This is a genomic window from Agromyces sp. NPDC056389, from assembly GCF_042262385.1.
Lineage (GTDB): Bacteria > Actinomycetota > Actinomycetes > Actinomycetales > Microbacteriaceae > Agromyces.
Genome location: NZ_JBHJPN010000001.1, coordinates 2,187,446 through 2,207,633, shown reverse-complemented (window position 1 = coordinate 2,207,633; position 20,188 = coordinate 2,187,446). Strand labels below are relative to the sequence as shown.

The 20,188-nt window shown below is 70.5% G+C and carries 18 protein-coding genes; 13 read left to right on the top strand and 5 right to left on the bottom strand.

From position 1 onward, the window contains the following. Positions 1-64: 64 nt before the first annotated feature. On the top strand, positions 65-1,246 hold the full coding sequence (locus ACFCVM_RS10335; RefSeq protein WP_375836087.1) for a hypothetical protein: 1,182 nt from the start codon (positions 65-67) through the stop codon (positions 1,244-1,246). 22 nt (positions 1,247-1,268) lie between these two features. On the opposite strand, the gene ACFCVM_RS10330 is transcribed toward ACFCVM_RS10335, so the two are convergent. Both ACFCVM_RS10330 and ACFCVM_RS10325 read right to left on the bottom strand, forming a co-directional pair. Continuing rightward, positions 1,269-2,423: an epoxide hydrolase family protein gene (locus tag ACFCVM_RS10330; protein WP_375836086.1), complete on the bottom strand. Its 1,155-nt coding sequence runs from the start codon at positions 2,421-2,423 to the stop codon at positions 1,269-1,271. Positions 2,424-2,551: 128 nt separating this feature from the next. Further along, the gene (locus ACFCVM_RS10325; RefSeq protein WP_375836085.1) at positions 2,552-2,962 is read right to left on the bottom strand and encodes an SHOCT domain-containing protein; all 411 of its coding nucleotides are present in this window, start codon (positions 2,960-2,962) and stop codon (positions 2,552-2,554) included. Positions 2,963-3,145: 183 nt separating this feature from the next. Here ACFCVM_RS10325 and ACFCVM_RS10320 point away from each other — a divergent pair, with 183 nt between their 5' ends. The 5 genes from ACFCVM_RS10320 to ACFCVM_RS10300 all read left to right on the top strand — a co-directional run bounded on the left by ACFCVM_RS10320 (position 3,146) and on the right by ACFCVM_RS10300 (position 8,917). Further along, positions 3,146-3,967, top strand: coding sequence for a mechanosensitive ion channel family protein (locus ACFCVM_RS10320; RefSeq protein ID WP_375836084.1), 822 nt, complete (start codon positions 3,146-3,148; stop codon positions 3,965-3,967). Positions 3,968-3,969: 2 nt separating this feature from the next. Then, positions 3,970-5,274: an ion channel protein gene (locus ACFCVM_RS10315; protein WP_375836083.1), complete on the top strand. Its 1,305-nt coding sequence runs from the start codon at positions 3,970-3,972 to the stop codon at positions 5,272-5,274. An 83-nt stretch (positions 5,275-5,357) separates the two neighbouring features. Beyond that, positions 5,358-7,013 (top strand): SulP family inorganic anion transporter, encoded by a 1,656-nt coding sequence (locus ACFCVM_RS10310; protein WP_375836082.1) that lies wholly within the window; start codon positions 5,358-5,360, stop codon positions 7,011-7,013. A 42-nt stretch (positions 7,014-7,055) separates the two neighbouring features. Beyond that, complete coding sequence (locus ACFCVM_RS10305; RefSeq protein WP_375836081.1) at positions 7,056-7,727, top strand: GAP family protein; 672 nt, start codon at positions 7,056-7,058, stop codon at positions 7,725-7,727. After that, positions 7,727-8,917, top strand: a complete 1,191-nt coding sequence (locus ACFCVM_RS10300; RefSeq protein ID WP_375836080.1) for an AI-2E family transporter — start codon at positions 7,727-7,729, stop codon at positions 8,915-8,917. The genes ACFCVM_RS10305 and ACFCVM_RS10300 overlap by 1 nt, the downstream gene beginning before the upstream one ends. A gap of 72 nt (positions 8,918-8,989) precedes the next feature. Here ACFCVM_RS10300 and ACFCVM_RS10295 read toward each other — a convergent pair whose 3' ends face one another. Beyond that, the gene (locus ACFCVM_RS10295) at positions 8,990-11,314 is read right to left on the bottom strand and encodes an arylsulfatase (protein WP_375836079.1); all 2,325 of its coding nucleotides are present in this window, start codon (positions 11,312-11,314) and stop codon (positions 8,990-8,992) included. A 148-nt stretch (positions 11,315-11,462) separates the two neighbouring features. Here ACFCVM_RS10295 and ACFCVM_RS10290 point away from each other — a divergent pair, with 148 nt between their 5' ends. From ACFCVM_RS10290 to ACFCVM_RS10270, 5 genes are all read left to right on the top strand, one after another. Continuing rightward, positions 11,463-11,900 carry a DUF6325 family protein gene (locus ACFCVM_RS10290; protein ID WP_375836078.1) on the top strand — a complete coding sequence of 146 codons (438 nt, stop codon included), beginning with the start codon at positions 11,463-11,465 and terminating at the stop codon, positions 11,898-11,900. Positions 11,901-11,904: 4 nt separating this feature from the next. Next, a complete protein-coding gene (locus ACFCVM_RS10285; protein WP_375836077.1) occupies positions 11,905-12,276 on the top strand; it encodes an SHOCT domain-containing protein in 372 nt (123 codons plus the stop codon). A 67-nt stretch (positions 12,277-12,343) separates the two neighbouring features. Continuing rightward, positions 12,344-13,486 (top strand): type III polyketide synthase, encoded by a 1,143-nt coding sequence (locus tag ACFCVM_RS10280; RefSeq protein WP_375836076.1) that lies wholly within the window; start codon positions 12,344-12,346, stop codon positions 13,484-13,486. Beyond that, positions 13,483-14,217 (top strand): methyltransferase, encoded by a 735-nt coding sequence (locus ACFCVM_RS10275; RefSeq protein WP_375836075.1) that lies wholly within the window; start codon positions 13,483-13,485, stop codon positions 14,215-14,217. The genes ACFCVM_RS10280 and ACFCVM_RS10275 overlap by 4 nt, the downstream gene beginning before the upstream one ends. Beyond that, complete coding sequence (locus ACFCVM_RS10270) at positions 14,210-15,382, top strand: FAD-dependent oxidoreductase (RefSeq protein WP_375836074.1); 1,173 nt, start codon at positions 14,210-14,212, stop codon at positions 15,380-15,382. Before ACFCVM_RS10275 ends, ACFCVM_RS10270 begins: the two co-directional genes overlap by 8 nt. A 44-nt stretch (positions 15,383-15,426) precedes the next feature. Here ACFCVM_RS10270 and ACFCVM_RS10265 read toward each other — a convergent pair whose 3' ends face one another. Then, positions 15,427-15,867 (bottom strand): nitroreductase family deazaflavin-dependent oxidoreductase, encoded by a 441-nt coding sequence (locus tag ACFCVM_RS10265; protein ID WP_375836073.1) that lies wholly within the window; start codon positions 15,865-15,867, stop codon positions 15,427-15,429. A 67-nt stretch (positions 15,868-15,934) separates the two neighbouring features. Further along, a complete protein-coding gene (locus ACFCVM_RS10260; protein ID WP_375836072.1) occupies positions 15,935-17,371 on the bottom strand; it encodes a PucR family transcriptional regulator in 1,437 nt (478 codons plus the stop codon). 119 nt (positions 17,372-17,490) lie between these two features. On the opposite strand from ACFCVM_RS10260, the gene ACFCVM_RS10255 reads away from it, so the two are divergent. Next, positions 17,491-18,588: an alcohol dehydrogenase catalytic domain-containing protein gene (locus ACFCVM_RS10255; protein WP_375836071.1), complete on the top strand. Its 1,098-nt coding sequence runs from the start codon at positions 17,491-17,493 to the stop codon at positions 18,586-18,588. Positions 18,589-18,698: 110 nt separating this feature from the next. Beyond that, entirely contained in the window at positions 18,699-20,072 is a 1,374-nt protein-coding gene (locus ACFCVM_RS10250) for an APC family permease (protein WP_375836701.1), read from the top strand. Positions 20,073-20,188 lie beyond the last annotated feature (116 nt).

The window sequence follows — 20,188 nt, the reverse complement described above, 5'->3', positions numbered from 1 at the left end:
CCGAATCACCGTCGCCGCCGGCGCAGCCGGGACCCGCGCGTGGTGCACATCTCGAGGAGCGCCAGTGAGCCGCAACACCATGACCATCGACTCCCCGGCGACGCCCGTCTCGATCGCTCCCACGTCGATCGGCCGGGTGCTCCGCCACCCGGCGGCCAACGCCGAGTCGCTCGAGTCGATCGCCCTGCTCATCGGGGCTGCCGTCTTCGTCGTCGGCGGACTCGTCGCGTGGTTCGTGTTCATGGGCAAGGACCTGCCGATCGCGGGCCAGGGCTCGCTCGGCGAGTTCGTCGCCTTCGGCTCCGCGATCGTCACCCTCATCGCCTTCCTGCTCGGCCGGCTCGCACTGCGCACCCGCAGCGCCGCGGGCTTCGCCGACGCCGCGCTCCCCGGCCTCGACGCGCCGGGCGCGCGCATCCACTGGTTCGACCTCACCGCCATCGCGCTGGCGCACGCGTTCATCGCGCTGCTCGGCTGGATCGGCCTCGCCGACCTGCTCGAGCAGAGCTTCCAGGGCGCGGTGGTCTTCACGATCCCCGGCGCCGTGCTCGCCGGCGTCGGCATGGCCGTCACCGCGTACGCCGTGTTCCTCTCGGCGGCGCACCTGACGCCGATGCTGCTCTCGTTCGTGCTCGCCCTGTTCCTCGTGGTGGGCGCGCTCGCGAGCATGCTGAGCTCGAGCGATCCGCTCTGGTGGCAGATGAACCTGAGTGCGCTCGGCATGACGAACGACATCTCGGCTCTCGCCTTCAACCTGACCCTCATCATCGCCGGCGTGATCGTCACGACGATCGCCCGCTACGCCACCGCCGCGGTGCCGACGACGACGCATGCCGAACTGCGCGGCCGCAACATCGTGCGCGTCGGCATGATCCTCATCGGCATCTTCCTCGCGTGCGTCGGCATCTTCCCGGTCGACCGGTTCTTCGTGCTGCACAACACGGTCGCCACCGGAATGGCGGTCGCCTACGCGGTGCTCGTGATCGGGCTGCGGTGGTTCATCCCGTCGATGCCGAAGGTCTTCATCCTGCTCGGCTACGTCTACGTCGGCGTGATCGTCATGCTCGCCGTCTTCTTCGCGACGGGCTACTACAACCTCACCGCGGTCGAACTCGTCGCAGCCGTGCTGATCTTCAGCTGGATCATCGTCTTCCTCCGCAACACCGGCGCCATGCACGGGCAGTCGACGGCGGATGCCGCGGCGACGCCGATCCCGGTCGGGGCATCGGCGTCGTCGCAGCAGTAGAGCGCCGAACGCTGCGCGGTGCTCAGCGGAGCCCGCGGAAGAAGGTGCGGACGTCGTCGACCAGGAGATCGGGGACCTCCATGGCCGGGAAGTGGCCCCCTCGATCGAACTCGGACCAGTGCACGACGTTGTTCTCGCGTTCGGCGATCGTCCGGATCCCGAAGTCCCCGGGGAACACGGCGACTCCTGACGGGACGCCGCTCGGCGCGGTCTCCTGCCCCCAGCTGGCGCGGCCCTCGCGATAGAGCCTGGCGGCCGACGTCGCCGTGCCGGTGAGCCAGTACACGCTCACGTTCGTGAGCAGCTGATCGAGGTCGACGGCGTTCTCGGGCAGCTCGGCCGCGGGGTCCGTCCACTCCTTGAACCGCTCCACGATCCAGGCGAGCTGTGCCGCAGGCGAGTCCGAGAGCCCGACGCCGATCGTCTGCGGCCGGGTCGACTGGATGACCGCGTAGCCGGTGCCCTCCTCCATCTGCCGCTGCATGGCGGCGAGCCGCGCCTGCTCCGCCTCGCTCATCGCAGCGAACTCAGCCGGATCCCCAGAGGGGAACCCGAGGCTGCCGTTCACGTGCACGCCGAGCACGTGGTCCGGCGCGATCCTCCCGAGCATCGGCGAGATCACCGCACCGGTGTCGCCGCCCTGGGCGCCGTATCGCTCGTAGCCCAGCCGGCTCATGAGCTCGGCCCATGCGCGAGCGATCCGCGACATGTCCCAGCCGGTCTCGTGCGTGGGCCCCGAGAACGCGAAGCCGGGCATCGAGGGTGCGACGACGTGGAACGCGTCGGCAGGGTCGCCGCCGTGTGCGCGCGGGTCGGTGAGCGGCCCGATGATCCGCAGGAACTCGACGATCGAGCCCGGCCACCCGTGCGTCAGGAGCAGCGGCATGGCGTCGGGTTCGGGCGAGCGGACGTGCAGGAAGTGGACGTTCTGGCCGTCGATCGTCGTCGTGAACTGCGGGTACGCGTTGAGCTCCGCTTCACGCTCGCGCCAGTCGAACGTCGTTCGCCAGTAGTCGGCGATGCCCTGCAGATAGCCCGTCGGCGTGCCGTACGACCATCCGACGCCCGGCAGTTCGTCGGGCCAGCGCGTCGCGGCGAGACGGCGGTTCAGGTCGTCGAGCTCCGCCTGGGGGATGTCGATGCGGAAGGGCCGGATCCCGGTGCTGTCGTGAGTCATGTGAGCGACGTTACGGAGTCATCCGGTCAGTTCTCGTCCGGTATTCGACTTCTTCACCTGGTGCGCACCGCGGACGCGAAGAGGGTCGGATGCCGAAGCATCCGACCCTCTCAGCTGCAGGTCTGGAATCAGACGGTCTGCGTGGGGTGCGCGAGCGCCTTGGCCTTCAGGAGCTCGAACTCCTGCTGGGTGATGCTGCCCGAGTCGAGCAGGCCCTTGGCCTTCGCGATCTCATCGGAGGGGCTGGCTGCCGCGCCGGCGGTCTGGCGGATGTACGCGTCGGTCGCCGCCTGCGCCTGCTTGTACTCCTTCTGCGAGCGCTCGGCCATGCCGTTGCCGCGTGCGATCAGGTAGACCAGCGCGGTGAGGAACGGCACGAAGATCAGGAAGATGATCCACACCGCCTTCCACCAGCCGTTCAGCTTCTGGTCGCGGAACAGGTCGCCGATGATGGCGAACAGCGCGAACAGGTAGGCGATGAACGCGAACGCCCAGAGGAACCACCAGATCAGGTCCCAGAAGCTTTCCCAGAAACTCATGTGTGTGCAGCCTTTCACTTTGCGCGCCCCCCAATGAGCGCCGCTGAGGCGAACCTATCGCTTGGCGTGGGCGCGCGTCCATATGCCGCGCGGGCGGCGGCTCGCGGCCTGACCCGTGCATCCCACGGCGTGCATCCCCACGGCGCGGCCGGTGCAGCGGTAGCCTCGGCACCGGGAGGGGACGTGGCGGACTGGGTGGGATCGCTCGACATCGACGGATGGAGCCTCGGCCTCGCGCTGCTCACGGCGATCGCGACGTGGCTGCTCGCGGTGCTCGCCCGCAAGGGCACGCGCAGGCTCCTCGCCAAGGTTCCCGCCCTCACCCCTGCGCTCCAGACGCTCATCGTCCGGGTCGTGAACTACGCCATCATCCTGCTCGGTGTCGGAATCGCCTTGAGCTTCTTCGGCGCCTCGATCCAGCCGCTCATCGCGGTCGCGCTCATCGTCGGGGTCGTGCTCGTGCTGGTGCTGCGCGGCATCGCCGACAACTTCGCCGCCGGCGTCGTGCTGCAGACCCGTCGACCGATCGCGATCGGCGACGAGATCGAGAGCGACGGGACCGTCGGGATCGTGCAGGAGCTGAACGGCCGGTCGGTCGTCGTGCGGACGGCCGACGGGCAGACCGTACACCTGCCGAACGCGAACGTGCTGCAGAACCCCCTCGTGAACAACTCGGCCCACGGCGCCCGCCGGAGCACCGTCGAGGTGCGCGTCGCCGCCGCAGCCGACGGGCCCTCCGCCGACGAACTCGGCACGGTCGCGATCGACGCCGTCAGGGCCGCGGCGGGGGTGCACCGCCACGAGCCGCTCGTCGTGCAGACCATCGCCCGCACCTCGACGCGCTCCGTGCTGCACCTCCAGTTCTGGCACCACCCCCTGCACGGCGTCGCCGTGCGCTCCGCGGTCGTCGACGCCGTCGCCGACGCGCTGGCATCCCGTTCGCTCGACGCCGTGGTGACGAGCGACGTGCCGACCGCACCCCTCACCCCCGCAGACAGGATCTGACCGTGAGCCTCGCCATACCGCCGCGCGACCCCGAGGTCACGCCGAAGCGCCTCCTCCTCCTCGCCATTCCGGCGCTCGCGATCGGCGTGGTCTCCGCGCTCATCCTGTTCGGGCTCGACCGGCTCGCCGCCGTGCTGCAGTCGGCACTCTGGGATGCCCTCCCCGACACGCTCGGCGTCGATCCCAACGGCTGGTGGATCGTCGTCGTGCTCACGCTCACGGGTCTCGCCGTGGGGCTCGTGCTGCGCTTCGTGCCCGGCCACGGCGGGCCCGACTCGGCGACGACCGAGCTCGTCGAGGAGCCGCAGCCGCTGCGGAACCTCCCCGGGCTCCTGATCGTGACGGTGCTGGCGCTCGCCGGTGGAGTGAGCCTCGGCCCCGAGAACCCGATCATCGCCGTGAACACGGCCCTCATGGTCTCGGTCATCGCGCGGCTCATCCCCTCGGTGCCGAAGCAGCTCACCGTGCTGCTCGCCGCCTCGGCCACGATCGGCGCGCTGTTCGGCACCCCCGTGGCCGCCGCACTCGTCTTCACGGGCATCGTCGCGGCGCTGAAGTCGGGCGGCGCGCTCTGGGACCGCCTCTTCCTTCCGCTCGTCGCGGCCGGTGCCGGCGCGTTCACGATGCGGCTCGTCGGCGCACCGCTGTTCACGTTCAGCCTGCCGCCGTACGGCGCACCGCAGGCGCTCGACCTCCTCACCGGCGCGATCGTCGCGACCGCCGCCGCGATCATCGGCCTCGCGATGCTCGCCGCCTTCCCGATCATCTACCGGGCGATGCACTCGCTCCGGCATCCGGTGCTCATCGCCACGGCCGGCGGGCTCCTGCTCGGGCTCCTGGGCCTGCTCGGCGGCCCGATCACGATGTTCAAGGGCCTCGAGGAGATCGGCGACCTCCTCAACGACCCCGACGCCTACGACGCGCCGCAGCTCGCGGCGATCGCGGGCATCAAGATCCTCGCCCTGCTCATCGCCGCGAGCTCCCTCTTCCGCGGCGGTCGCGTGTTCCCCGCCACGTTCATCGCCGTGGCGCTCGGCATGCTCGGGCACGCGCTCATCCCGTCGCTGCCGCTCGGCCTCGCCGTCGGCTGCGCGATCGTCGGCGTGCTGCTCGTCGTGACGCGCGACGGGTGGATCGCGATCTTCGTCGCGGTCGCCGTCGCCGGCGACATCACGATCCTGCCGATGCTGTGCGTGATCGTGCTGCCGGCCTGGCTCCTCGTGACGGGTGCCCCCGAGTTCCGGATCGCCGCTCCGAAGAAGGGCCCCGAGCCCATCGCGACTCCTGCGCCCACCGGCGCCGACTGACGGCGCCGCGACGCGGCGGGAGCCGAGCGGTGCTGCGAGGCATCCGCTCGCTAGTGTCGTTCTGAGCAGACGGAGGGGGACCGGTGCAGAAACCGCTGGCAGGACTCAACAGGAAGAACATCGCTCGCGAACTGACTGCGGGCGTCACGCTCCTCGCGATCGCGATCCCGCTGAACATCGGCTACGCCCAGATCGCCGGCCTGCCCGCGACCGCCGGCCTGTACGCGCTCATCGTGCCGACCATCGTCTACGCCCTCCTCGTCTCGTCCCGCCAGCTCATCGTGTCGCCGGACGCCGCGGCCGCCGCGCTCGTCGCCTCGTCGCTCGGCGGACTCGCGACCGCCGGCAGCGCCGACTACTCGACGCTCGCCCTCGCGCAGGCGATCATCTGCGGCATCCTCTTCGTGCTCATGTCGGTCTTCAAGCTCGGCTTCATCGCGAACTTCCTGTCGAAGCCGATCCTCGTGGGCTTCGTCGGCGGGCTCGCACTCGACATCCTCGTGAGCCAGATCGCGAAGATGCTCGGCGTGAAGATCGACTCGGGCGGGGAGTTCACCGACAAGGTCGTCGGGCTGGTCACCGGGCTCGGCACGGTCAACGGGTGGTCGCTGCTCATCGCGGCGCTCTCGGTCGCGGTGCTCATCGTCGGCCAACGGTTCCTGCGCCTCGTGCCGTGGGCGCTCGTCGTGCTCGTCGTCGCGACGATCGCGGTCGTCATCGGGGGGCTCGACGGTGCCGGTGTCGACGTGCTCGGGGAGGTGCCTGCCGGCCCACCGGCGCTCACCTGGCCCGTCATCGACTGGTCGATGTGGCTCATGCTCGTGCCCTCGGCGATCGCCCTCACGATGGTGACGACGGCCGAGGGCCTGCTCGTCTCCCGCTCCTACGGCGAGAAGCGCAACTACCCGACCCGGCCGAACCGCGACCTCTTCGCGTTCGGCGTCTCGAACGTCGCGGCGGGTGCGAGCGGTAGCTTCGCCATGGGCTCGTCGACCTCGCGCACGGCGGCCATGGACCAGGCGGGCTCTCGCACGCAACTGCCGTCGCTCGTGCTCGCGGTCGGCACGCTCCTGCTCCTGCTCTTCGGCACCGCCCTGCTCGCCGACATCCCGTCGCCCGCGATCGGCGCGATCGTCGGCGTCGCGATCCTGCCGCTGCTCGGCATCAAGGACTTCAGGATGCTGTGGAAGGCCGACCGGTTCGAGTTCGCCATCGCGGCGGTGTGCTTCCTCGTGACGCTCCTCATCGGTTCGATCCCCGGCATCGTCGTCGCGTTCGTGCTGGCCCTCATCAACCTCGCGAAGCGCGCGGCGAACCCGCCGATCGACGTGCTCGCGGCCGGCGACTCGCCCGCCGAGTCCCTCCTCGGTGAAGCACCCGTCGGCACGATGACCGCGCCGGGCATCATCGTCGTCCGCCTCGCTGCGCCGCTGTTCTTCGCGAACGGCTCGGTGTTCGACGACGCCGTGAAGAAGGCCGTCAAGGCGGTGCCAGAGGGCTCGGTGCGGCACATCGTCATCGACATGGAGGCGGTCACCGACGTCGACGTGACCGGCGCCGAGAGCTTCACCGCGCTCGTCGGCTGGCTCGACGCCAGGAGCATCGAACTCGAGTTCAGCCGGGTGCGGCCCGACGCGCGAGCGCGCCTCACCGACCTCGGCCTGCTCGGCGAGCACCGCATCTTCGACACCAACCGCTCGGCGATCGCGGAGCTCTCGAACACGCCGCAGCAGCGGTAGACGAACGGCGGCGGCAGCGTCGCCAGACAGGAGTACACAGATATGGGCGAGGTCATCGGCGGCATCCTGCCGCTCGCGCTCGGCATCGCGATCAGCCCGATCCCGATCATCGCGGCGATCCTCATGCTGCTCTCGCCGAAGGCGAAGGGCACGAGCGTCGGCTTCCTCATCGGCTGGGTGCTCGGCATCGTCGTCGCGGTCGTCGTGTTCACGCTGCTCGCCTCGATCATCCCCGAGCAGGACCCGGATGCCTCGAAGCCGATCGCCGGCGTGATCAAGCTCCTCCTCGGCGCCGGCCTGCTCTTCCTCGCGTTGAAGCAGTGGCGCGGGCGCCCGAAGGACGGTGAGGCGGCCGCGCTGCCGAAGTGGATGTCGGCGATCGACTCGATGACCACGGTGCGCGGTGCGGTGCTCGGGTTCCTGCTCTCCGCGGTCAACCCGAAGAACCTGCTCATGGCCGCCGGAGCCGGGGTACTCATCGGCACGGCCGGCCTGAACGGCGGCGAGATCACGCTCGTGATCGTGGTCTTCGTGGTCATCGCCGCGAGCTCCGTCGCGGTGCCCGTGATCGCCTACCTCGTCGCCTCCGAGAAGATGGCCGCCCCGCTCGAGTCGCTCCGCGGCTGGCTCGTGCAGAACAACGCGACCGTCATGGCGGTGCTCCTCCTCGTCATCGGCGTGGTGATGATCGGCAAGGGGATCGGGAGCTTCTGATGACGGATGCCGCCGAGCCGACCCCTCCCGCCGAACCGGTGCCGAACGGGGCGCCGGTCGAGGCGTCTGCCGTACCGGCTGCCGCTGTCGCAGCCTCCGACGACGCCCCGCAGCGACCCTCGATCGAGCCGATGCCCGCCCGCGGCACCGAGGGCGGGCTCGCCCACGGCACGCGGGTGCTCATCACGATCGCGGCGGCGGCCATCGTCTTCGCCGGGGTGTGGTTCGCCCGCGACATCCTCGCCCCCGCCGCCGTCGCCGCGGTCGTGGTGATCATCTCCCATCCGGTACGCCGCCCGCTCGAGCGGCGCGGCTGGCCGAGCTGGCTCGCGACGACCGCGGTGATCGTGGTCGCGTACCTGATCCTCGCCATCCTCGGCACCCTGCTCGTCGTGGCATCCGCGCAGTTCATCGGCATGCTGCCCGACTACGCCGACGAGCTGGCCGCGACCGTGCAGGCCGTGTACGACTGGCTCACATCGCTCGGCATGACGAGCGAGGCGGCCGAGTCGGCCGCCGCCGCGATCGACCCGAAGACGCTGCTCGCCTTCGCCGCCGGCGTCGCCGACGCCGTGCTCGGCGCAGCGACCGCCTTCTTCTTCGTGCTGGCCTACGTCATCTTCATGGCGGCGGATGCCTCGAGCCTCAGTCGTCGCGACCGGGTCTTCGGCACGGCGGCGGCCGACGTGATCGGCGCCCGGTACTTCTCAGGCGTGCGTCGGTACTACGTCGTGAACGCGAGCTTCGGACTCGTCGTCGCCGTGCTCGACGGTCTCTTCCTCTGGTGGGTCGGCGTGCCGATCCCGATCGTCTGGGCGATCCTCGCCTTCGTCACGAACTTCATACCGAACATCGGCTTCGTGATCGGCCTCATCCCGCCGGCGGTGCTCGCGCTCGTGGTCGGCGGCTGGCCGCTCGCCCTCGCGGTGGTGGCCGCGTACTGCGTCATCAACGTCGTGCTGCAGGTGCTCGTGCAGCCGAAGTTCGTGAGCGACGCGGTGGGTCTCAGCCTCACGCTGACGTTCTTCTCCGTGGTGTTCTGGACGCTCGTGATCGGCCCCATCGGGGCGATCCTCTGCATCCCGCTGACGCTGCTCGTGCGGGCGCTGCTGCTCGAGCCCGACGAACGATCGGGTCCACTTCGCCGGCTGTCGGGAGACCCGCACGCGGGACCCGCTCCAGTGGGCTGACGAACGGCCGCGTGCAGATCGGGCGTCGGACCTTGCCAGGTCCGACGCCCGATCGGTGTTCCGGGGGCGGCGCTACTCTCGCGCGAACGCCGCGAGCGCCTCGAGTTCGAGGTCGAGGTACTGCTCCTCGCTCACATCGACCGCGACGCCGAGCAGGGTGCCGCCCGTGAACGGGAACGGGTTCGTGTACTGCTCGCTCACCGCGTCGGCGCTGTCGTATCCGACGCAGAGGCCGTCGCCGCAGAGCGTGAACTTGCCGACCTGCGCACGCATCGGGCCCTCGGCCACGACCTGGTCGTCGACGTAGAGCCTGCAGGTGCCGATCGACTCGCCGTGCTCGCCGGCGCGCTCGCGAACGAACTCCATGCCGAGCGCGTGCTTGCCGGGCGCGAGCGTCGCCGACGTGAACGTCTGCTCCGGCGGGATGCCGAGGAAGTTGTACACGTAGTTGAGCCTGCCGTCCTTGATGAACAAGGAGTGACCGCCGAAGCGCGAGCCGTGCGCGAAGATCACGCCCTGCGTGCCCGCTTCGACGACGACGTCGGCGATGATCTTGAACGAGCGGCCGCGGACGTTCACCGCGACGGACTCGGGCACCGCCCCCGTGTCGGGGTAGTACACGTAGCGGGTGCGCGGCGGCTCGGACTGCGGCCGCTCGATCGTCAGCTGGTCGCGTGCCGAGCGGTCGTCGAGCGGCAGCACGTGGTTCTTCTCGGCCTCGACGAACCAGGCGTCGATGAGCTCCTGCAGCTTCTCGGGGTGCTCGTCGGCGAGGTCCTTCGACTCGGAGCGGTCGGACTCGACATGGTAGAGCTCCCAGCGGTCCTCGTCGAAGCGGCCGTGACCGGTGAGCGGGGCGTGGATGGCGGCGGCCTTCCAGCCGTCCTTCCAGATGCCGCGCGTGCCGAGCATCGCGTAGTACTGCACCGGCTTCTCGGTCGGCCCGTCGGGTGCTGCGTCGAAGCTGTACTTCATCGAGACGCCGTCGAGCGGGCGTTGCGCGACTCCGCGGAACACCTCGGGGAACTCGATGCCGATGATGTCGAGGATCGTCGCGACGATGTCGGTCGAGTGGTGGTACTGGTTGCGGATCTCGCCCTTGGCGGTGATGCCCGCCGGCCAGTGGATGACCATCGGGTCGCAGGTGCCGCCCGAGAACTGCGAGTAGCGCTTGAACATCTGGAACGGGGTCGAGAACGCGGCGGCCCAACCGGTGGGGTAGTGGTTGTACGTCTCGGGTCCGCCCAGCACGTCGATCTTCGACAGGTTCTCGGCCAGGTCGTCTGGGAAGCCGTTGAAGAACTTGTTCTCGTTGACCGAGCCGTCGGGCGAACCCTCGCCCGAGGCGCCGTTGTCGGCGCAGTAGAAGATGACCGTGTTCTCGAGCTGGCCGGAGGCCTCGAGGTAGTCGACGACGCGTCCGATCTGGGTGTCGGTGTACTCGCTGAACCCGGCGAAGACCTCGGCCATCCGGCTGAAGAGCCGCTGCTCGTCGGCCGAGAGCGACTCCCAGGGCTTCACGTAGTCGGCGGCGTTCGCCTGGTCGTCGGGCATCGGGTTGAAGGGCGTCAGCGCCGTGCCCTCGGGCATGACGCCGCGCTCGACCATGCGTTCGAGCACCCACGTGCGGTACGCGTCGTAGCCGTCGTCGAACTTGCCCCGGTACTTCGCGATGAACTCCTCGGGCGCGTGGTGCGGGGCGTGGTTCGCGCCCGGACACAACCAGGTGAACCACGGCTTGGACGGGTTCGACGACTGCTGGTCGCGGATCATGCGGATCGTCTGATCGGCGAGGTCCTTGGAGAGGTGGTATCCCTCCTCGGGCGTGGCGGGCGGCTCGATGAACCTGTTGTCCTCGACGAGATCGGGGTACCAGTTGTTCGTCTCCCCGCCGAGGAAGCCGTAGAAGCGGTCGAAGCCCATCGCGAGCGGCCACTGCGCCTTGCTTCCGCCGGCCGAGACGTCCTCTTCGGGGACGTTGTGGTTCTTGCCCACCCAGAACGTCGAGTAGCCGTTCTGCTGCAGCACCTGCCCGATCGTCGCGCACTCGGCGGGGATGTGCCCCGACAGGCCCGGGAAGCCGTTCGTGCCCTCCATGATGTTGCCCATGCCGTTCGCATGGTGGTTGCGTCCGGTCAGGAACGTCGACCTGGTCGGCGAGCACAGCGCCGTCGTGTGCCACTGGGTGTAGGTGAGGCCGTTCGCGGCGAGGCGGTCCATCGTCGGCATGTCGATCCGTCCGCCGTAGGGCGACCACGATGCCATGCCGGTGTCGTCGTACAGCACGACGAGCACGTTCGGCGCGCCGTCGGGCGCCTTCGGCAGCTCGTACGGCGACCAGTCGGGGACCGAGTCCCGGACGTCGAGCTTGATGGTCCCCCTGAATTCACCGGACATGCATTTCCCCCTCGGTACTGCGGCGGCTCCGCCGCATTCCTCGACGCTACCCGGGCACGTCCGGGTTCGGAAGCACGCGATTCGATTTCCGCTCTGGATTCGCCTGCGTCGCACGCGTAGTCTGCAAACACGTGAGATTGGGGAGATCATGGCGGAGTTCGAATACGGCCCGGTGGAGCTGTATCTGGTGGGGTTCGAGGGCGATCGGCCCGACCCGGGCACGCTCGAGGCGATCGGCGAACTGGTCGAGGGCGGTGAGATCCGGCTGCTCGATTTCCTCGTGATCTCGCGCGAGACCGACGGGTCGGTGCTGATCACCGAGTTCGAGCAGGTGAGCGACGAGTACGGCTTCGGCACGGTCGAGCTCGAGGCGATCGGCCTCGTCGCCGAGGAAGACGCCCATGAGCTCGCTCAGGGCATCCCGCCGGGAACCTCCGGCGCGCTGCTCGCGATCGAGCTCGTGTGGGCCAAGCGCTTGGCATCGAAGTTCGCCGCGTCGGGCGGCCTCGTGCTGCAGACCGAACGCATCCCGGCGCCCGTCGTCAACGCCGCGCTCGCCGAAGCAGAAGAAGCAGAAGAGGAGTAGGAAGATGCCGCTCAGAAGAATGGGACGCCCCGGGCTGATCGGCATGGCCGCTCGCACGGCCGTCGTCGCCGGCACCGCCACCGCCGTCAGCGGCAGCGTGCAGCGACACCAGCAGCAGAAGGCCCAAGACCAGTACGAGCAGCAGCAGTACGAGGCGCAGCAGCAGCAGGCGCAGATGGATGCCGCGGCGCAGCAGGCCCTTTCGCAGCAGCAGGCGGCGATGGGAGTCGCGGGGCAGCAGGCGGCTGCGGCGCAGGCAGCACCGGCGCCCGCGGTCGACATCGTCGCCGAGCTGCAGAAGCTCGCCGCGCTCCAGCAGCAGGGCATCCTCTCGCCAGAAGAGTTCGCCGCCGCCAAAGCGAAGCTCCTCGGCTGACCGGCCAGGGTCTGCGAGCCTCGTGCGATTTCCGTCGCGGCATCCGCTCGGCTGCCGGCGCTGAATCATGACCGTCACCCTGAGGGGTCTGTCCACCGCGGTGCCGGCGACGGTGCTCGTGCAAGACGAGGTGCGCGACGTGTTCGCGGCCCAGCCCGGCCTCGGCCGGCTGGGCCAGCGGATCGTCGCCACCTCGTTCAACGTCTCGGGCATCGAGCGCCGGCACTCGGTGCTCGACGAGCTGCGCTGGGATGCCCACCCGGAGAACCCGGTGTTCTTCGACAACGAGTCGGGCGAGCTGCTGCTGCCGGGCACCAAGGTGCGCAACGAGTTGTACGCCGAGCACGCGACCCGGCTCTACGTCGAGGCGGGGCGCGCGGCGATCGAAGCGACGCCGGGCATCGAGGCATCCGATGTCACGCATGTGATCACCGTCTCGTGCACGGGCTTCTACGCGCCCGGCCCCGACTTCATGATCGCCCGCGATCTCGGTCTGAATCCCGGCGTCGAGCGCTACCACCTCGGCTTCATGGGCTGCTACGCGTCGATCCCGGCGCTGCGCATCGCGTCGCAACTGGCCACGGCCGATGCCTCGGCGGTCGTGCTCGTCGTCTCGGTCGAGCTCTGCACGCTGCACCTTCGGGCGTCGAACGACCCCGACACGATCGTGGCGTCGTCGCTGTTCGCCGACGGCGCCGGTTCGGGCATCGTGACCGCCCGGCCCACCGAGCCGGGGGAGAAGGCCTTCGACCTCGATCGCTTCGCCACCCGCATCACGCCGGTCGGCGAGGGCGACATGGCGTGGAAGATCGGCGACCACGGCTTCGAGATGGTGCTCTCGAACGCCATTCCCGCGATCATCGACGAACACATCACGGGTGCGCTCGAGCCGCTCTTCGCACACGACGACGAACTCGCAGCGGCGCTCGCGAACGATGGGTCGAGCGAGGCGATCGAGCACTGGGCGATCCACCCCGGCGGTCGGAGCATCCTCGACAAGGTCGAGTCGCGGCTCGGGCTCACCGAGGCGCAGCTCGTTCCGGCGCGGGACACCCTGCGCGACTACGGCAACATGTCGAGCGCGACGGTGCTGTTCGTGCTGCGGAACATCCTGCACTCGGATGCCGCCGCCGACGGCGACCGCGTCGCCGCGATGGCGTTCGGGCCGGGGCTGACCGTCGAGTCGGCGCTCCTGACCGTTCGGCGGTGACCGTGTCTCCCGAGTCGCGGGTCGGCCTCGGTGCGCGCGACGCGGATGCGCGGGAGCTCATGGACGGCCCCGACGCCGACCCCGTGATGCTCGCGAAGACCTACGAGCGCTTCCGGCTCGTGAACGCCGTGGTGTCGGGGGAGCGTGCCGTGTACCTCCGCTGGATCCGGCCGCGGCTCTCGCCGGTGTGGCGCACCAGGCTGCTCGACATCGGCGCAGGCAGCGCCGACCTGCCCCGGCGCCTGCTGCGATGGGCCGAAGCGGACGGGCTGCGGCTCGAGATCACCGCGATCGATCCCGACGCACGGGCGATGGCCTGGGCATCGGCCAGGCCGCCGACACCGGGGCTGACGCTCCGCCGTGCACTGAGCAGCGACCTCGTCGACGAGGGCGAGCAGTTCGACCTCGTCGTCTCGAACCACGTGCTGCACCACCTCGACGGCCGCGAGTTCGGCTCGCTGCTGCGCGACAGCGAGCTGCTGCTCGGGCCCGGCGCGCTCGCGGTGCACGGCGACATCGAGCGCACGCGCCTCGGCTACGCGGGCTTCTGGCTCGGCACGCTGCCGTTCGCGGGCAACCTCCTCGCGGGCTCGTACATCCGGCCCGACGGGCTCACCTCGATCCGCCGCAGTCACACCGCGGCCGAGCTCGCCCCGGTGCTGCCCGACGGCTGGGCCGTGCGGCGGGCGTTCCCGTCGCGGCTCGAGGTGGTCTGGGGCGCGAATGCCTGAGGCATCCGTCGGCCCGACCGCCAGCGTCACCGACGGCGTCATGCGCGACGTCGCGGTCGTGGGCGGGGGGCCCGTCGGGCTGCTGCTCGCGTGCCTGCTCGCCCAGCGCGGGCTCGACGTCGTCGTGCTCGAGCGCCGCACCGAGCGTTCGGGTCGCTCGAGGGCGATCGGCATCCACCCGCCTGGACTCCGCGCCCTCGGCCGGGTCGGGCTCGAGGGCGAGGTGCGCCGGGCGGGCGTCGAGATCCTCGACGGCCGGGTCACCTGCCAGGGCAGCGTGCTCGGGTCGATGTCGTTCGCCCGGGCCGGCTCGGTGTGGTCATTGCCGCAGCTCGAGACCGAGGCGATGCTCGAGCGACGGCTCGGCGAGCTCGCGCCCGAGGCGCTCGAACGCGGCGTCGAGGTGCGTGCGCTGCGCGATCGCGGCACGCACGTCGAGGTCGGGGCCGACCGGGGCGGCGCGGCGGTCACGGTGCTCGCGCGCTACGTGGTCGGGGCCGACGGCGTGCGCAGCGGCATCCGCGATCTCGTGGGCATCGACTGGACCACGATGCCCGGCCGCGCGCACTACGTGATGGGCGACACCCGCGACGACACCGGCGAGACGTCGACGGCGCTGCTGCACTTCGAGCCGGCGGGCGTCGTCGAGTCGTTCCCGTTGCCGGGCGGCCTGCGGCGCTGGGTCGCGTGGGTGCGCCGACCGCCGCGCGACCCGGGCGCCGCGCAGCTCGCGACGATCATCGCGTCGCGCGTCGACGGGCGGTTCGACGTCGAGGCCGCCGCCGAGCCGAGCGTGTTCGAGGCCCGTCAGCACCTGGCCGAGCGGATGCACCGGGGCCGCGTCGCGCTCGTCGGCGATGCCGCGCACGAGATCAGCCCCATCGGCGGCCAGGGCATGAACCTCGGATGGCTCGACGCCGTGCTCCTCGACCGTGAGCTCGAGCATGCGATCCGATCGGGTGCCCCCTACGAGGCGTTCGAGCGCTATGAGCGGGCGCGGCGCGCGTCGGCGTCGCGGGCGATCCGTCAGGCCGCGTTCAACATGCGCATGGGCGCGCCTGCGGCGGGCGCCCGTCTGCGCGTGCGCAACGCCGCAGTGCGCACGCTCGCGGTACCGCCGCTGCGCGCGCTGCTCGCGCGGGCGTTCACGATGCGCTGGCTGTAGCGGGCGTCGCATCCCTGCCCGGTTTCACGGACGTCCTCCGGGGCTCAGAGCACGACGCGAGTGAGCTTGAAGACCGGGATCAGGCGCTCGGTCTTCACCTGATAGTCGGCGTAGGGCGGGTAGGCCTCGACGGCCCGTGCCCACCAGGTCTCGCGCTCTTCGCCCTCGAGTTCGCGTGCGTCGTAGTCGTGCTTCTCGCCGCCGTCCTGCAGCTCGACGTGCGGGTGCTTCCTCACGTTCCAGTACCAGACCGGATGCTTCGGCGCCCCGCCGAGCGAGGCGACGATGGCGTACTCGCCATCGTGCTCGACGCGCATGAGCGCGGTCTTGCGGAGCTTGCCCGACTTCGCGCCGACCGTGGTGAGCACGATGATCGGCATGCCCCTGAGGGTGTTCGACGTCTCGCCGTTCGACGCCTCGAACGCCTCGGCCTGCTTCCGCGCCCACGCGGAAGTGCTCGGCTCGTACTCGCCTACCAATGGCATGGATCCTCCTCGATGTCCCTCGACGATAACCCGGTGCCGTGCCGGGGCATTCCGACGGGGCATCCGCTCAGTGGCCGAGCGCGCGGATCGCGAGCCAGGCCGCGGTGCGATCGTCGGGGTTGCCCATCGAGAGGCCGGTGAGCTCCTCGACCCGGTGGATGCGGTTCGTGAGCGTCTGCCGGTGCACGCCGAGTTGCTCGGCGGCCACACCCCACGAGCCGTGCTCGGCGAGGTAGACGCGCAGCGTGCGGGTGAGCTCGCCGTGCAGGCCGTCGTCGCCGCGCAGCGGATCGAGCACCTCGGCGAGGTGGGCGGCATCGCCGGGGTCCAGACGGTCGAGCACGAGCGCGACCGTGGGCAGCGCGCGATAGCGCGACACCGTTCGACCGTCGGTGACGGCGATGTCGAGCGCCTGCCGCGCTTCGGCCGCGGTCCGGCCGAGGGCGTCGGATGCCGCGGGGGAGCCGAGCCCGAGGCGGAGCGGGGTGCGTGCATCGGCCGTCACGTCTTCGACGCGGCGCACGAGGTCGTCGACCCGATCGTCGCGGAGGAACCCGAGCAGGTGACCCGGTTCCACGGTGATGAGGTGCACGCTGCCGAGTTCGTCGAGCCAGCGCGTCACGAGTCGCTCGAGGTCGACGGACTTCGACCTGGCCGTGAGCGCGAACCCGGTGAGCGAGCTCTCGTGCACGCCCCACCGGCGAAGCAGCGCGGCGGCAGCGGGGCCGCCCTCGAGCAGGGTGTCGATCATGACCTCGCGACCGAGCCGCTCGGTCGTGGTGCGGTCGTGCGTGCGCAGGATGAGGTCGAGCAGCGCGGCCGCCTGCGAGGCGAGGTCGCGGCCGCGGCTCATCGACGCCTCGCGTGACGAGATGACGAGGTAGGCGCTGAGGTCTTCGCCCGTGCCGACGGGGTGCACCTGCAGGCCGGGATGCCGCACCCGCACCGGTCGGCTGAACGCGACGGCGACCGCGTCCTGCACGTGCAGCCCGCCGGCGCCCGCGGTCGAGATCACCTGTCCGTGCGGGTCGAGCAGCACCGCCCAGCCGTCGATGCGCCGGGCGAGTTCGGCGACGACCGCGCCGACGCCGCCGCGCCGCGCGACCTGGGTGAGCACCTTGGTTCCCGTGGTCACGAGACGGTCCTCCGCGGCCTGGTCGGTCGCGAGCAGGGCGACGAGCAGCGGGTGCAGCACGGTGTCGGATGCCTCGGCGCCGACGATCGCCGTGGCGCCCGTCGACTCGACCGCGCGCCGGAGCGCCCGCGTCGCCCCGTGGCTGACGAGCACGGCGCCGCGCAACGCATCGGAGCGGGGGCCGCCCGCGGTGATGGCGTTCGCGAGCCGCTCGGCGCCGGCGACGACGAGGGTCGCGAAACCGGGGTGGCCGACGACGCTGAACTCCTCGAGCCGGAGCGCCGCGTCGACGGGCGTCGCGGGCCGGACGCCGTCGCCGATGAGCTCGCCGCCGAGCACGCGGGCGATCGAGAGCACGTCACGAGCCATGCCTTCGAGTGTACGAAATGCCGCGTCATCCGCTGACCTCTCGACATTCTTCACAGTGACTCGAGGCATCGAGCCTGCCTAGCATCGGGCGTACCCCAGCACTGATCCAAGGGAGCATCATGAAAGCCATCGTCTTCCGCGCACCGGAGACGCCGATCGAGGTCGCCGATGTCGAGCTCGCCGCCCCCAAGGCCGGCGAGGTCCGCGTCAAGATCGCGGCGGCGGGCGTCTGCCACTCCGACCTGCACGTGAAGCGAGGGGAATGGGACGCCCCGGCTCCGCTCGTCATGGGTCATGAGGGGTCTGGCGTGGTCGTCGAGCTCGGAGAGGGCGTCACCTCGCTCGCCGTCGGCGACCACGTGGTGCTCTCGTGGGTGCCGCCGTGCGGCGAGTGCCGCTACTGCCGTTCGGGTCACGAGGCCCGCTGCCAGAAGGTCGCCACGGTCGTCGCGCCGAAGGGCGTGCTCTTCGACGGCACCTCGCGCCTCTCGCAGGGCGATGCGTCGCTGCACCACTACCTCGGCGTCTCGTCGTTCGCCGAGGAGGTCGTCGTGCCGGCATCCGGCGCCGTGAAGGTGCGCGACGACGCCCCCCTCGACGTCGTCGCGGTCGTCGGCTGCGCCGTGGCGACCGGAGTGGGCGCGGTGCTGAACACCGCCGCCGTCGAGCCCGGCTCGACCGTCGTCGTCATCGGATGCGGCGGGGTCGGCCTGAACGTCGTGCAGGGTGCCCGACTCGCGGGCGCCGAGCGCATCGTCGCGGTCGACGTGCGCGCCGACAAGACCGCGCTCGCCGTGCAGTTCGGCGCCACCGACCAGATCGACGCCTCGCAGGTCGATGCGGTGGACGCGCTCTTCGCCCTCATCCCCGACGGCGTCGACTACGCGTTCGACGCGATCGGGCGCACCTCGACGACCGAGCAGGCGATCCGCATGCTCGGCCTCGGCGGCGCAGCTGTGATCGTCGGCCTGCCGCCGACCGGTGCGAAGGCCTCGTTCGAGCCGCTCGTGCTCGCCGAGGCCGACCAGCGCATCCTCGGCTCGAACTACGGGTCGGTTCGCCCCTCCATCGACATCCCCGCGCTCGTCGACCGCTACATGGACGGCCAGCTCAAGCTCGACCCGCTGATCTCGGCGCGCCGCCCGCTCGCCGAGGCCGCCGAGGCGTTCGACGACCTCGAATCCGGCGAAGCGCTCCGCACGCTCCTCATCCCCTGACCGCTGCTGCACCCGACTCACTGGAGAGTTCCCCCATGACCACCCCCACCACCGAAGCGCCGGCCGCCCGAGCCGACGCCCCGACCGACGCCGGGCTCCGCCGCGGTGTCATGAGCGGACCCGAGCTCGCGGCCCAGGCGATCGCCAACATCGCCCCGAGCGCCGTCATCGCGTTCACCGCCGCCGGCATCTTCATCGGCGCCGGCAACGGAACGATGCTCTCGTTCGTGCTCGCCACGATCGTGATCCTCGCCGTCGGCTACTGCGTCGCCGTGTTCGCCAAGAAGCACGCGTCGGCGGGATCGCTCTACACCTACGTCGCGAAGGGCCTCGGCCCGTTCGGCGCGTACCTGGCGGGCGTCGCCCTGCTCATCGGCTGCTGGGGCATCGCCGCCGGTTCGCTCGGCGGCTCGGTCTCGTACTTCAACCAGTTCCTGCTGCTCATCGGCGTGCCGTTCGAGGGCGTCGCCGCGCAGATCACGCTCGCGATCGTGCTCGGCGGGCTCGCGACGCTCTTCACCATTCGCGGCATCCGCCTCTCTGCGCGCGTCTCGCTCGTGCTCGAACTCGTCTCGGTCGCGATCATCCTCGTGCTGCTGGTGCTCGCGCTCGTGTGGGCCGGCCCGAACGCATGGGACCCGGCGCAGTTCTCGCTCGAGGGCGTGCCGTTCCAGGGCGTCGCAGCGGGAATGGTGCTCGGCATCCTGGGCTTCGTCGGCTTCTCTTCGGCCGATGCCCTCGGTCGTGAAGCGAAGAACCCGTACAAGGCGATCCCGCGGGCGATCATGTGGAGCGCACTCGGCGTGGGCGTGCTCTACGTGTTCTCGGCCTACACGCAGATCGCGATCCTCGGCGACGACCTCGCCACGGTCGCGAGCCCGCTCGAGGCGATCTCGGCGCAGATCGGCATGCCCGCCTGGTTCGGCCCCGTGCTCACCTTCGGCGTCGGCGCCTCGTTCTTCGCCGTCGTCGTGGCCCCGCTCAACGTCGTCGGCCGCATCATCTACGTGATGGGCAAGGAGGGGGTCGTCGCCGAGCGCTTCGGCCGCACCCACGAGCGCCACCTGACGCCGCACCGCGTGCTGCTCGTCGCCGGCCCCGCCGCGATCGTGCTCGACATCGTGCTGCTCGCGATCGGGGTGCACCCGATGGACATCGTCGTGTGGGTCGACACCTACGGCACCTACGGCTACATGGTCGCCTACGCCCTCGTCGCGATCGCGTGCGTCGTCTACACGCGCCGCGAGCAGATGCGCAACGGCCTCGTCTGGGTGTGCGCCACGGTCGCCGTCGTCGCAATGGTCTACGTGTTCTTCGCGAACGTGTGGCCCGTGCCGGCATGGCCGCTGAACGTCATCCCGTACCTGTTCCTCATCACCATGATCGCCGCGCTCGCCTGGTACCTGCACCTCGCCAAGCGCCGCCCCGAGGTGATCGCGAACATCGGCAACACCGAGACCGACGCGCTCGAGGGCGTCGGCTAGGTCGCCGAGCGTATCCCGGGGCCTCGCCGCCGTCTCAAGCCCGGCGGCGGGGCTTCGGTGCAGACCCCGCGCCTCCCTGGGCTCCCCTACAGCCATCAGGGAGGCGCGGTTCTGTC

Bases quoted from the DNA above. Each gene is read 5' to 3' on its own strand.
- ACFCVM_RS10270 (WP_375836074.1), top strand. From the start codon at position 14,210: ATGCCTGAGGCATCCGTCGGCCCGACCGCCAGCGTCACCGACGGCGTC.
- ACFCVM_RS10330 (WP_375836086.1), bottom strand. From the start codon at position 2,423: ATGACTCACGACAGCACCGGGATCCGGCCCTTCCGCATCGACATCCCC.
- ACFCVM_RS10265 (WP_375836073.1), bottom strand. From the start codon at position 15,867: ATGCCATTGGTAGGCGAGTACGAGCCGAGCACTTCCGCGTGGGCGCGG.
- ACFCVM_RS10290 (WP_375836078.1), top strand. From the start codon at position 11,463: ATGGCGGAGTTCGAATACGGCCCGGTGGAGCTGTATCTGGTGGGGTTC.
- ACFCVM_RS10285 (WP_375836077.1), top strand. From the start codon at position 11,905: ATGCCGCTCAGAAGAATGGGACGCCCCGGGCTGATCGGCATGGCCGCT.
- ACFCVM_RS10325 (WP_375836085.1), bottom strand. From the start codon at position 2,962: ATGAGTTTCTGGGAAAGCTTCTGGGACCTGATCTGGTGGTTCCTCTGG.
- ACFCVM_RS10295 (WP_375836079.1), bottom strand. From the start codon at position 11,314: ATGTCCGGTGAATTCAGGGGGACCATCAAGCTCGACGTCCGGGACTCG.
- ACFCVM_RS10280 (WP_375836076.1), top strand. From the start codon at position 12,344: ATGACCGTCACCCTGAGGGGTCTGTCCACCGCGGTGCCGGCGACGGTG.
- ACFCVM_RS10255 (WP_375836071.1), top strand. From the start codon at position 17,491: ATGAAAGCCATCGTCTTCCGCGCACCGGAGACGCCGATCGAGGTCGCC.
- ACFCVM_RS10300 (WP_375836080.1), top strand. From the start codon at position 7,727: ATGACGGATGCCGCCGAGCCGACCCCTCCCGCCGAACCGGTGCCGAAC.
- ACFCVM_RS10305 (WP_375836081.1), top strand. From the start codon at position 7,056: ATGGGCGAGGTCATCGGCGGCATCCTGCCGCTCGCGCTCGGCATCGCG.
- ACFCVM_RS10250 (WP_375836701.1), top strand. From the start codon at position 18,699: ATGAGCGGACCCGAGCTCGCGGCCCAGGCGATCGCCAACATCGCCCCG.
- ACFCVM_RS10260 (WP_375836072.1), bottom strand. From the start codon at position 17,371: ATGGCTCGTGACGTGCTCTCGATCGCCCGCGTGCTCGGCGGCGAGCTC.